The organism is Colwellia sp. BRX10-1, assembly GCF_014077545.1.
GTDB lineage: Bacteria > Pseudomonadota > Gammaproteobacteria > Enterobacterales > Alteromonadaceae > Colwellia_A.
Genome location: NZ_JACGWC010000006.1, coordinates 139,482 through 152,385, shown reverse-complemented (window position 1 = coordinate 152,385; position 12,904 = coordinate 139,482). Strand labels below are relative to the sequence as shown.

The window sequence follows — 12,904 nt, the reverse complement described above, 5'->3', positions numbered from 1 at the left end:
TCACAAGCTAAAACAAAGGTGCCAAAAGTCATGGTTTGCTTATAAAAAAAATGACTTTTGGCCGAAGAAGAAGGTATCAGCACCGATACAAAACACATTAATCATCAACACCGCTAATGTGTGCCTGAGGGGGGATTAGTCACGTAAAGCTTCGGTAACAGGTAAACGCATCGCCTTTATTGCTGGTAATATCCCGCCTGATAAACCAATCAATAACGCTAACGACATTGTTTTAATCATCAACAAAACCGTAATATCAAAATTGAACATCATTTGACTCAAATTACTGGCATTTTGCGTGGCAGCCGTCCAGCCATCAAAGACAAAATATAAAGGTAGTATGCCTAACACCCCACCAACAAAAGCAATGAGCAAGGCTTCACAAAGAATCGACATTGAAATTGCAAAAGGACTAAAACCTATCGCTTTATGCGTAGCTATTTCCTTAGAGCGACTTGCTATGGCGGCATACATAGTATTAAGTGCAGCCACTATTGCGCCTAACGCCATAACAATAGCAATAGGAAAACCTAACCAACGAATTAAGCGTGTTAAGTTACTGGCTTGATCAGCAAAGAATTGTTTTTCTGTTAACACTCGAATGTTTAACCTAGGGTCGTCCTGCCACTCTTTTTCTAATTGTGGTAAATCGCTAATATCTTTTAATGCTAAGCGGATAGACTGTAGCGTATTTCCTCGACGATAATCACTCTGTACCATGCCAATATCAGCCCACAATTCTGATTCAAAAACACTATTACCATCAGAAAAAATCCCGCTGATTGTCCACGCTGCTCCACCTAAGGTGATAACTTTGCCAACAATTAACTCTGGCATTCTACGCGTTATTGCCTGACCAACAATTAGCTGACGCACACCCGTAGCGAACATTTCACCTTTGACTAAACGAAAATTAGGGCGAAATTGTTGAGTCGATTTGCTGATACCTCGCAACGCTAAACTTTTCGTTTTTGTTTCTTGAGCTACGGTATCTAGATTAGAAATATAAGTCACTTCAGCATTAACAAACATTTCAGCGGATACTTGCGCCAGCCCTTGTTCATCTTTAATAATTTTTTGATTATTCGCTAAAATATTAACTTCTACTGGAAACATCACACTTTGCAATTCTGAAGAGGCTCCCGCGCGCATCACTAATACGGTATTATCTAAACCAGTACGTTCCAGTGTTTTCATCATTCCCTCAGTCATTGCCAGAACACTTAAAATAACGCCAGCAACACAAGCAATGCTTAATATACTCACCATAGAAGCAATAATACGCTGCGGGAAACTTTTAAAATTAATAACCGTTAACGCTTGTGCTTGTTTTATATTGATAAACAATGAATGCTGCGCCTTTAATGAAATATTCATGCCTTGTCTCCTAACGTTTTGCTGATAACAAGTTGTTTAATCGCTACCGCCGGAAATACAGTGCAAAAAGCGGCAGCAATATTTACCCAGGCAAATACGGTTATATAATGACTTGGCGCAATCGATATACCCGGTAAAAAATCATTAAAACTCTGGCCGACCAATGCTAGAGATAAAGAGGCAAGAATGCTGCCCGCCAAAGCGCCTAAGCCAATTAATAACAAAGCCTCTAGGTAAACACCTTGAATTAAACGTGTCGCTGAAAACCCTAAAGCTTTCATCATTGCGCTTTCATTATTACGCTCACGAATAGTTTGGATCATGGTATTGCAAACAATCAGTAATAAAGTAGAGAATACCGCAATAACCACAAGGTTAATGACCATAGCCATATCAACAAACTGTTGTGCTTGTTCTTTAATAAAAACCTGTTCAGTCGTGGTACGGGTTGGATTGTTGGTATGTGAGAACAATAAATCGATAGCAACAATAACGTCATCTACGTTGACATTTTCAGTTATTTCAGTCGATAACCACCCCAAAGAATTATTAGCATAAGCACGGCCTTTATCAAAATAAGCATGTTGGAAAAACACTTTATTATCAGCAGATGAATGCTGAGCTGTTTGGTAAATGGCAGAAACGGTAAACGACCAATTAAATGAACCACTTTTATTCATCCAAATAGAAGAGCTTAATGGCACGGTATCACCGATTTTCCAACCATATTTATCAGCAAGTCCCTGACCAATAACAATACCTGTGCGCGTTTTTTTCCATTGCGCTAGTTGCTCACTAGGGATTATATATTCATCAAATAAATTGAAATAATGATGATGGTCAACCGCAGTTACGGGTAGCTGATTTTTTTCATTTTGAAAGTACCCACCAAACCAAGATGCATAACTCACTTGTTTTACGCCCGGTAATGCCGCAATCTTTTGTTGAGTGTTAATGGGGAGAGATTGTGTCATTGATATTTTATGACTGGTCATTAAACGGTATTGATTACTACTGCTTACATTAGCCGTAAGCGCCTGATCTACTCCAGACAAGGTCGTCAATAAGAAAAAAGCCACCATGACAGAAGTACAGGTTAACCAAAAACGTACTTTTTTACGAAAGCTGTTCCGCCAAACTAATATCAGTAGGTTCATCTGCTTTCCCCCATATAACAGTTATGTTCTTCGCCAATATAAGACTCTAAATTAATCAATCTACTTGCGTAGTCAGCTGCTTTTTTATCATGTGTAACCATAACAATGGTTTTACCAAAATCGCGATTAAGTTGGTCAAGTAATGCCAGAATTTCATTGGCTGTTTTTCGGTCTAAATTTCCCGTTGGCTCATCACATAATAATATATGCGGGTCACTGACAATAGCGCGTGCAATAGCAACTCGCTGCTCTTGCCCACCAGATAACTCTTTGGGGAAATGACTAGCACGCTCACTCATACCAACGAGCTCTAGCGCATAACTAGCATGTTCTTGTCGTTGCTTTTTATTTAACGAGGTTAACGCGAGTGGCAGTTCAACATTACCCTGCGCGCTTAACACCGGTAATAAATGATGTGACTGAAAAACAAAACCAATGTTTTCAGCGCGCCATTGGGTTAATGCCGCTTGCTTTAAATGATCAATACGCTGTGTACCAATAATAACCTCACCTGATGTCGGTTGATCAAGGCCGCCCATTAAATGCAATAAGGTGCTTTTTCCTAAACCTGATGGTCCCATTAATGCGACAAACTCACCTGATTTAATCGTTAAGTTAAAATCGTGGTGAACGACTACCGTGTTTTTACCTTTCTGGTAACTTTTGTTAATATTTTTTAATGTAATGTTATAGCTATTTTTCATCATTTTTTCCTAAAATCTGCAGAGAGGCTTTCATTAAAGTGCGGCTATATCTACGTGGTTATTTGAGCTACTAGGGAAAACATCTAACGAGTGTTGATCGTTTTTCATAAAGCTAACCTTCACCCCCATATCAGGTAAAATCCGAGGATCTGCTGTTAACAATTTCACCCTGACTTTAATGCTCGCTTTTTGACGATCTGCGGTAGGTATAACAGCAACGACTTCACTGCTAATACTCCATTGCGGGTATGCATCTAATCTAGCGAATACTTTTTGTCCAGGATAAACACGATTGATATAGCTCTCACCTACTTCAACTTCAATTTCTAACGAGCTCATATCAACAATAGTGCCGACACCGGTACGAATAAAACCACCACCAGAAGATCCCGCTGAAATAAGCTCACCCACTTGGGCATTTTTACTGATCACGACACCATCAAATGGCGCGCGAATTTTATGCTGATTTAACTGATACTGCGCCAATTCAACTCGTTGCTTTGCGGAGTCAACCATGGCTTTTTTATGACGTATTTGGATGGCGAGTTGTGCATTTTTAAAGGCACTGTCTTCAAGTAATTGCTCACTGATCAGCTTTTTGCTGGCCAGCGTCTGATCACGCTTAAATCGCTGATTTTGCTGTTTGAAAAGTAAAGTGAACTCGTCAAAACCCGCTTGCTTTGCTGATAATTCCGCTAAAGCAAGTTGGTATGAAATCGATGCTTGCTTATCATCAAGTTCGGCGAGTATTTCTGATTTACTTACCGTTTGTCCTTCCTCAATATTTAAGCGGTTTAGCTTACCCGTTACACGAGAAGATACTGTGGCTATGCGCCTCGCAACCACATGGCCGCTCGCATCAAGTACGCTGTTATTTATGGGTTCTGCTGTATTTACATCATGGGTGGTAGGGAAATGTTGTTTAATATCGACGTTAACTGACTCATTTACTCGTTTGTTATCAGTTTCAAGGTGATTAATAATTTCAGCAGCACTTGTTGGAAAAAACAGTGTCTGACCGACAAAATATAAACTTGTGCTGAGTAACGTAACAATCAAGATACTAGTATAGTTGGCTGATAGCTCCACAGCTTTAGTTTGCGGAGATCTATCAATAGTCAGCTTAGAAAGTTCGAAAGGGGTTTTACGTGTTATCGGCATTTTATTCTCCTACAAAGTTTGTAAAAGAATAAAAAAAAGTGGCGTCAGACAACAGTGCCAAAAGTCATTGTTGTCAGAAAACTATTAATAATAAAAGCGTAAATAGGATGAAAACGTTATTCATCTATCAATAACGAATGACTGACTTGAGGTTAACCGAGTGAGTTAACGTGTGGTGAATCTTGCCCAAGACAATAATAATTCGCGAAAGTCTTCTAGCCCACAACTTGCTGACTCTTGATCGTCAAAGTCTATATCATCAGCACTGAGTGCTTCAGGTAAAGCTTCAATACCATTTAAGCTCGCGTTAGCGGCAATCGAAACATCTTTTTCAATGATTCTAACCGTGTACTCACTGCCAACAATTTCCTGCTCTTGTGCACTTGCGTGCTCGGCTTTATCGATGAGCGTTAACAACGCGGTTAATTTTTGTGGATCGTTACCTACTTCAACTTCAAGCCAAGGGCCAAAAACTTCATGTTCAAAAGAGAACTTTGCTTTAGCATAGCGAGTAGTAGGGTCGTTTATAAATTCGTATTCCATGGGATAACTCGGAAATTTTTTGATATCTTTATTATAGAATATTTATCGCACAAGGGGGAGTTAACATTTACTCTTATCCCCCTCGATGAAACGATACGAGTGATAAACTATAATGGAATTTTTTTATCGGCAAAGGCTTTGGCGATAGAAAAACGCTTGCTTGACCGTTCGCCCAATTTAACCAGCATCAAATAACAAAACGGTACCAAAAACAAACTGGTAAAGGTTGAAAACAACAAACCTCCAATAATCGCAACCGCCATCGGGTAAGCTTGGCTATCACTTGATGCTAATGCTAACGGCACCATACCAATAATAGTTGTTGCAACTGTCATAAATATTGGCCGAATACGGCTAACACAAGCGTCGATAATCGGCGTCATTATATTCTCAGCGTCTACTTTTAACTTGTTGATTTGATCTATAAGGACAATACCGTTATTCACCACTATACCCATTAAAATCAACATACCGATCAGGCCTGTTTCACCCAACCCCATGCCTAAAATAGCAAAGGTCCAGTAAACACCAATAAAAGCTAAACCAATCGAAGACAATATAGCGATTGGCATTAATAGCGATTCAAACAGCGCTGCCATAACAATAAAAATAAGCGCTAAGGCAAGCATCATGTTCATCATCATGTCTTTCGCTGCTTTTTCGTCTTGCGCAAATTGGCGTCCTAAGTTCCAATCATAACCCGAAGGAAAAACAATATTCTCCATCACTTCTTTAATTTTCATCGAGGCTTCAACACGGCTTAAGTCAGCTAAATTAATAGAAATTCCTAAGGTGGTTCTTCTGTTTGAGCGCGTAATTTGTTGCATTATCGGTTGTGTGTCAAAAACAACGAGTTGCTGTAAGGTAATAACTCTGCCGTTACTCTCATAAATAGGTAACTCTTTAATACGTTCGAGCGGCACAGCCTGTTCAGCGTGATAGACCAAGCGAATATCAACTTCACCTAGCTTAGCATCACGAAACGAACGCAAGTTAGTCCCACGCAGTGCACTCGAAATACGACTAGCGATATCTTGGGTGTTTAAACCTAAACGTGACACTTTTTCTCGGTCGATACGCAGTACTAACTCCATGTTTTTATCTTCGTTATCGATGCCAACTTCAGCAAAACCTTCAACATTACTCAACTGACTGATCACAGATTCGCTCAATTGTATTAAACGCTTGGTTGAGCTGCCGTTTAAAGTAAGTTTGACCAAATTTTCTTTTTGTTCTGACCAGTCAAATGATGGTTCTGCAATGGCCGTATCGGGGAAACCTTTTTTAATCTCTGCTTTTAAATCATAAAGTGTTTTTGAATAACCATCGTTAAGTTTTATGCGAGACATGGCAAAATCTGACCAAATCCGGCTATTGACTTGTGTAAACTCGAAGGCTTGTTGATTATCGTATAAGTACTGCTCCATCTCATCGACTAATTTACTGACATCAGCTAACTTTTGTTGCCCTTGGATATGATAGACAATATTGATTTCTTTGACAGTTTTACCCTTTTCGCCATTAATATTGACCATTTGCTTGGTTAACACACCACTAATGCAAAGTAATAAAATGAAAACCCCGGTTGTTTTAGGGTGAGTCAGTATTCTTGTTAAATTAGGACGATACCAGCGATCTAATTTTCCTTGGGTAACAACTGACGACAAGGCCTTTTTGTTAACACGACTAAGCATTAATGGAATGGCGGTTTTTGAAATAATTAATGATGCCAATAAAGGTAAACAAATCGCCACGGCTATTTGCTCAACTAAGATGGTAATAAAGTTTTTTTCACCCATCAGCAAAGGCATAAATACAATGGTGGTGGTGAGTGTGCCACTGATAATGGCAATACTGACATTATCAACACCATGAAGAATTTTGTCTATTGAGGTTAAGGCTTTATCTTGTTGTTGAAGGATACTCTCACAAATAACGACGGAGTTATCAATCAGTAAACCAACGGCAATAAAAAGCCCCGCCAGTGAGAGCATGTTTAAGGTGTAGCCCATAAAATACATGCCAGCTAACGCAAAACTTAACGAAATCGGCACAGAAGCAACAACAATAAAAGTAATGTGGCTATTGCGCAAAAATATAAATAAAACAATAAAAGACAAGACAATACCTAAGGCGCCCGCCTTTAACAAATCACCTAATGATTCTTGAATTTCTTCACCGCTGTTATCTTTAATTCCAATGGTAATCGCTTTAAAGTCATCTTCTTGGCGAAGCACTTCAATTAAAGCAACAATGTTATTTGTCACCTCGACAACATTAGCATCAGACTCTTTAAAGACTTCTAAGCCAACTGACTTCTTTCTATCTGTTCTAATTTCGCTATTCTTAGGAGGAGCGGTTAAACTCACTGTCGCTACTTCACTTAACCGAACACCCACTTTAACTTGAAAGTTTTTAATGTCGTCTAAACTGTGATATTCACCGTCAGGAGAAACTCTGAACTTTCTACCTCCATTGAGAATAGAGCCTGACTTCACTAAAAAATTACTGTCACGTAGATCTTGCAATAACTTTGCTTGATCAACACGATTCATCGCGAGCTTAATACTGTCCAAATGAATTTCTATATGGGGTTGAACAACGCCACGCATTTCAACTTTACCGACACCTTGAAGCCTTTCTAGCGGGTTTTTCAGTTTTTTATCGATAAAGTCATAAGCGGTGGAGAGATCTTTATTACCCGATAACACCAAGCTCATGATGGGTAGATCTTCAGTAGAGAACTTTTGTACCATTACGTTTTGCACGTCTTCAGGTAAAAGATGGCGCACCATATCGACTTTTTCTCGTACCTCTAATATTTTACTATCGAGATCACTACTAAGATCCATCATTACCTGAATAGAAGCACCGTTGGCCCGACTTCTTGACTGCATTTCAGTAATACCGCCTAAAGTCGAAACGGCTTCTTCTATCGGCCGGGTAATTAAGCGTTCAACTTCTTCAGGTGTGGCGCCGTTATACGGCACATTAATAAAAGCCATCGGAATATTCAGTGATGGCCAGCTTTCTTGTGGCAATAATTTACTGGCGACAAGCCCAGTAACAAAAAGCGACAACATCAACATAGCCGTGGTAACAGGCCGCCTTATCGCTAAAGCGGTTAACCAAACAGTTACTGGTAAGTCAAAAATGCTTTGCTTAGCTGTTTTCTTTTTAGACGTTGAATTTGTCATCTTACGCCTCGGCTACATTATTAGACGATGCGCTATTAGCTTGCTGGCTTTCAAAACCATCATTGTCAAGTTCATCGCTTTCGACAATATAGGTTTTTCGGTCAAACAAGCTATACAAAACAGGAATTAAAAGTAACGTTAGCATTGTTGCAACCAGTAAACCGCTCATTACCGTAATGGCAAGAGGTGCTCTTAATTCAGAGCCTTCTCCACTGCTAAATGCCAACGGCGCTAAACCTAAAATAGTGGTTAAAGATGTCATAATAATCGGGCGAAAACGTGAACGACTCGCTTCCATAATAGCAGCAAGTTTATCAACACCTTGATGACGTAACTGATTAATTCTATCTACTAAAACAATGGCATTATTCACCACAATACCCGTTAGCATAATAATACCTATGAGTACGATAACGCTGATATTGGTCCCAGTAACATATAAGCCTAATACCGAACCTAACACGGCTAATGGAATAGAGAATAAAATAATAAATGGATTTAATAACGACTCAAATTGTGAAGCCATCACTAAATAAACAAGGAATACCGCTAACGCTAACGCCATCATTAAGGAAGAAAAAGAGCTTTCCATTTCTTCATTTTGCCCTGCGACTCGTGCTTTAATATTAAAAGGTAAATAGAGTTCTTTCACTAGATTTTCGGCTTTGGCAGCCGCTGCAGATAAGTCGCCATAAGCCAGTGATGCGGAAATAATAGCAACACGACTTTGGTCAATACGGTTGATTTCATTAGGGCCAATACTTTCGGTAATATCGGCAACGGCGGCTAGTGGTAATGATTTGGCCTGCTGCGAGTTAACCGTTAATTGACGAATAGCTTGTGCTGAATTTCTCGCGTTTTCATCGGCGCGCACTAGGATATCAACTTGTCGGTCTTGTAAGTTGTATTTACTCGCCACCGAGCCAGCAATTTTAGTGACTAACTGATCGGCTATATCAGACGCTTTTAACCCTAAACTTGCTAAGCGCTCATTATCAAAGCTGATTTTTAACTCAGGTTGACCGGCGCGTAAACTATTGTTTAGGTCAATAAACTGATTATCCATCGACATTGTTTGCATTAATTGGTCGCTGTATTTTTTCAAAGCCACCAGGTCGTATCCTGACAAAATAATTTGCAAAGGACGCTCTGTTGTAAACATTTCTGTTTGCGCTATTTCAGCGGTGACATCAGCCATTTGAGCAACTTTCGCGCGAACCACAGCTTTAACTGATTCAAGATCATCACTGCTGTAAAGTGCCACTAACAGTTGTCCCCAGTTTTCACCGCCTTTACTGGCTGAGCTCATCATTAAGCTACCGCTACCTGCTAACGAATAGCTGTGCTTGACACGTTTATCTTCGGCAATAGTCGCAGCAAGGTCTTTTAGCCGTTGATCAGTAACATCTATGGGCGTTCCTTGTGGCAAGGTTAACTCGATAGTAAACTCCGACTTTGCCACTTCAGGAACAAGTTCAACCGCAATTTTTGGTAATAAACTGCTGACCGCAAGCGCAAACACTAAACTAAGTGCCACTAAAATAGCTCTATTTTGCAAGGCGACTTTTAATAACCGACTGTAGGCTGACGCTAGTTTTTCAAAATAATAACTAAAAGCTTTATGTGCCGGTTTAAAAATAAAGCTGACGACCTTAGTGATTAAATTAGTAATCAATAACAAAGTTTTGGTTAATAATAAAGGTAAGTAATTAAAAACCAATAAAAGCGGAAAGGCCAAAATGTGCACGACGATATTAACGACTTTCTTTCTTCTAGTTAGCGGCACTTTATCGGTTTGTTTTTCTAATGAGTCATCATTATTGTCATTTGTAGGCATTTCTTTATTTTGGCTAAATTGACGTGATGCCAGCATAGGAATTAAGGTTAGCGCCACGATTAAAGAAGCGAGTAACGCAAAAGTCACCGTCATCGCTTGGTCACTGAATAATTGCCCGGCAAAACCGGTCACAAAAGCTAAAGGAAAAAACACTGCTAAAGTGGTCAGTGTAGAAGCAATAACAGCGCCCGAGACTTCATCGGTACCCTTTATTGCCGCTTCAATAATACTGGCGCCTTTTTCGCGATAGCGCGCAATATTTTCTAGCACGACAATCGCATTATCAACTAATAAGCCAACCGCTAAGGCAATGCCCCCTAACGACATAATATTAAGACTAATGTCATTAGCAAACATTAAATTAAAGGTCGCGATAATTGAAATAGGTATCGCTAGTGAAATAATAATCGTATTGAAAAAATTACCCAAGAATAAATATAAAATCAACATGGCAAGTAATCCGCCAATAATAGCCGCACTTTTAACTTCGTCTACCGCATTGACAATAAATTCAGATTGGTCATAAATAACCGTAAAAGTCAGTGCTTCGGGTAAAGTCTTTTCAAGCTCGGCTAATTTTTTATTTACCGCTTTTGCTACGGTTACCGTATTAGCATCGCCTTCTTTATAAATGGCCAGTTCTATCGCTTCATTATTATTGATACGAGTAATATCGGTGCGTTCTTTTTCGCCATCAATAACTTGTGCTATGTCTTTAAGATAAATAGTTTTGCCATCGGCTTGCTTAACAATCATATTGCCAAGTTGCTCGAGTGAGACGAATTGGTTCACTGTTCGAACTAAATACTCTTGCTGACCATCGTAAACACGACCTGCCGACATATTAATATTTTCACTTTGGATACGTGCAACAATACTTTGTGCTGTTATACCTCGGCGCGCAGCTTTTTCTTGATCAAATACAACCTGTATTTCTTGCTGTAAACCGCCACCAAGCTGCACAGCGGCAACACCTGAAATAGTTTCCAGCTGTCGTTTTATTTCTTGCTCAGCAAAAGTACGTATCTTTTTTAATGCCCGAGGATGCTTATTTTCAGTGGACAGCCCTAAACGTATAATGGGGTCTAGTGCGGGGTTAAAACGTAAAATAATGGGTTTATTAACATCTTTTGGCAATGCAATTATGTCAAGCTTTTCACGGACATTCTGCGTCGCAAAATTCATCGCCACGCCCCATTCAAACTCAATAACAACATCGGACTGTCCAGCTTTTGAGATAGAATGAACCTTGCGTATCCCTTTAACAACACCAACTGATTCTTCAATGGGTTTACTGATCAATTGTTCTATTTCAGCAGGTGCGGCGCCGGCGTTATCGGTTCTTACGGTTAACGTTGGATAAGAAAGATCGGGCAACAAGGCAACAGAGAGTCGAGAAAACCCCACCATGCCAAATAACATCACAGCGAGGGTAAACATCGCTACTGTTACCGGGCGTTTAACCACAGTACTAACAATACTCATGAATAATAATTCCTTTAGATTTAATGATTAGGTAAAAGCTAGTTCACAACTTATTAGTCTTGTGTTGCTTGATTATCAGCATTTTCCTTAATGGCGTTATTATCAGTAGTTAGTTCAACGTTCTTCTTTTGGGTTTCTTCTTCACCTATTATTTTTACAGCACTATCAATTTTCAAACCTTGCTGACCGACAATCACTACCGGTTCAAGGGCATTTAGTGGCGTTAATATTTCAACAAAGCCATCTTGTTCAAAACCGGTAACCACTGTAACTTTCTTAGCTTTATTATCTTGAATAACGAATAAGCTGGTTTCAGTGTCGGTAACAAGCAAGGCATTTTGTGGCACAATTTGCGCGTTATCATGAACATCAAGTGTTAGTGACACTTTGGCAAACATCCCTGGTTTTAAGACATGGTTATCGTTATTAACTTTTAAGGTCACTTTAAAAGTCCCCGACTCGGTATCAATGATTGGTGAGATTAAGCCAACCGTTGCAGGAACTTCTTTTGCATTTGCCGGAAAGTTTAAATACGCTTGTTGACCAACATGAACATTATTCATTTCTGATTCGGGTAAATAAACAACCCCTTGCAAGGTATCGAGCGCAACAATGGTAAACATTTCACCACCAACATTAGCGGTCATATTGCCTTCTTTCACCATTCTTGAAGCAATAACACCTGATATTGGCGCTCTTACCTTTGAATCACGTACTTGTATCGCCGCCACTTTTTGTTGGTTTTTTCTTGTTTTCACTAAAAACTCAAGCTTCTCTAGATCTTTAACCGATATCAGTTGTTCACCATCTATTGGTCTACTGCGGTTAAATTCGGCAACCGCAGAGTCGACATCTATAGTGGTACGTTCAAGTTCTAATAAATAATTTTCAGAATCAATTTCAGCTAAAATTTGTCCTTTGGTAACCGACATTCCCTCTTCAACTAATATCTTGTTAATCATGCCTGTGACTTTATTGGTGACTTTGCTTTCAGCTTTTGCTTCAAGTACAGCAGTTGTTCGATAAGTATTAGTGATCGTTCTATTGTCAACAAGAGTAGTTTCTACGGGCACCTGATAAACTTTCTTTTCTTTGTCTGCTACTTTTTCTTCATTACAAGCGCTTAACACTGTGACTAAGAATAGTGATAATAATAATGAAGTTGCTAGTGAATTGAGGTGCATAACGGTCCGTTGTTTTATAATTATAATTAATGTCATTTTATCCGGATCGGCAAGTAAGATACAAATAGCTTTTGAGGGTTATTAAACATTCAATTGTAACGAGTTATGATTACTAGCAAGTATAAGAATTTTATCCGTAAAAAATATTTTGAATTATTTATTAAGTCGCCACAGAAACGCTATCTATCGAACGAACATTTTTTTTCAGTATCGACATTAAACACCTACCACTAAAATAATTAAAATAGTTTTAATCACC

Annotated in this window: 8 protein-coding genes; all 8 read right to left on the bottom strand. The window is 39.2% G+C overall.

The features are described 5' to 3' along the window. Positions 1–135: 135 nt before the first annotated feature. A complete protein-coding gene (locus H4J75_RS07680; RefSeq protein ID WP_182221789.1) occupies positions 136–1,377 on the bottom strand; it encodes an FtsX-like permease family protein in 1,242 nt (413 codons plus the stop codon). Next, positions 1,374–2,534 carry an ABC transporter permease gene (locus H4J75_RS07675; RefSeq protein WP_182221788.1) on the bottom strand — a complete coding sequence of 387 codons (1,161 nt, stop codon included), beginning with the start codon at positions 2,532–2,534 and terminating at the stop codon, positions 1,374–1,376. The genes H4J75_RS07680 and H4J75_RS07675 overlap by 4 nt, the downstream gene beginning before the upstream one ends. Next, on the bottom strand, positions 2,531–3,241 hold the full coding sequence (locus H4J75_RS07670) for an ABC transporter ATP-binding protein (protein WP_259368900.1): 711 nt from the start codon (positions 3,239–3,241) through the stop codon (positions 2,531–2,533). The genes H4J75_RS07675 and H4J75_RS07670 overlap by 4 nt, the downstream gene beginning before the upstream one ends. Before the next feature lie 30 nt (positions 3,242–3,271). Continuing rightward, a complete protein-coding gene (locus H4J75_RS07665) occupies positions 3,272–4,399 on the bottom strand; it encodes an efflux RND transporter periplasmic adaptor subunit (protein WP_182221787.1) in 1,128 nt (375 codons plus the stop codon). 165 nt (positions 4,400–4,564) lie between these two features. Continuing rightward, positions 4,565–4,942, bottom strand: a complete 378-nt coding sequence (locus H4J75_RS07660) for a YacL family protein (RefSeq protein ID WP_070375813.1) — start codon at positions 4,940–4,942, stop codon at positions 4,565–4,567. A gap of 107 nt (positions 4,943–5,049) precedes the next feature. Next, positions 5,050–8,139 (bottom strand): efflux RND transporter permease subunit, encoded by a 3,090-nt coding sequence (locus H4J75_RS07655; RefSeq protein WP_182213635.1) that lies wholly within the window; start codon positions 8,137–8,139, stop codon positions 5,050–5,052. A 1-nt stretch (position 8,140) separates the two neighbouring features. Continuing rightward, positions 8,141–11,461: an efflux RND transporter permease subunit gene (locus tag H4J75_RS07650; RefSeq protein WP_182221786.1), complete on the bottom strand. Its 3,321-nt coding sequence runs from the start codon at positions 11,459–11,461 to the stop codon at positions 8,141–8,143. A gap of 53 nt (positions 11,462–11,514) precedes the next feature. Then, positions 11,515–12,645 carry an efflux RND transporter periplasmic adaptor subunit gene (locus tag H4J75_RS07645; protein WP_182221785.1) on the bottom strand — a complete coding sequence of 377 codons (1,131 nt, stop codon included), beginning with the start codon at positions 12,643–12,645 and terminating at the stop codon, positions 11,515–11,517. Positions 12,646–12,904 lie beyond the last annotated feature (259 nt).

Excerpts from the sequence above, each read along its gene's own strand:
- H4J75_RS07680 (WP_182221789.1), bottom strand. The coding sequence starts at position 1,377 with ATGAATATTTCATTAAAGGCGCAGCATTCATTGTTTATCAATATAAAA.
- H4J75_RS07675 (WP_182221788.1), bottom strand. The coding sequence starts at position 2,534 with ATGAACCTACTGATATTAGTTTGGCGGAACAGCTTTCGTAAAAAAGTA.
- H4J75_RS07670 (WP_259368900.1), bottom strand. The coding sequence starts at position 3,241 with ATGATGAAAAATAGCTATAACATTACATTAAAAAATATTAACAAAAGT.
- H4J75_RS07665 (WP_182221787.1), bottom strand. The coding sequence starts at position 4,399 with ATGCCGATAACACGTAAAACCCCTTTCGAACTTTCTAAGCTGACTATT.
- H4J75_RS07660 (WP_070375813.1), bottom strand. The coding sequence starts at position 4,942 with ATGGAATACGAATTTATAAACGACCCTACTACTCGCTATGCTAAAGCA.
- H4J75_RS07655 (WP_182213635.1), bottom strand. The coding sequence starts at position 8,139 with ATGACAAATTCAACGTCTAAAAAGAAAACAGCTAAGCAAAGCATTTTT.
- H4J75_RS07650 (WP_182221786.1), bottom strand. The coding sequence starts at position 11,461 with ATGAGTATTGTTAGTACTGTGGTTAAACGCCCGGTAACAGTAGCGATG.
- H4J75_RS07645 (WP_182221785.1), bottom strand. The coding sequence starts at position 12,645 with ATGCACCTCAATTCACTAGCAACTTCATTATTATTATCACTATTCTTA.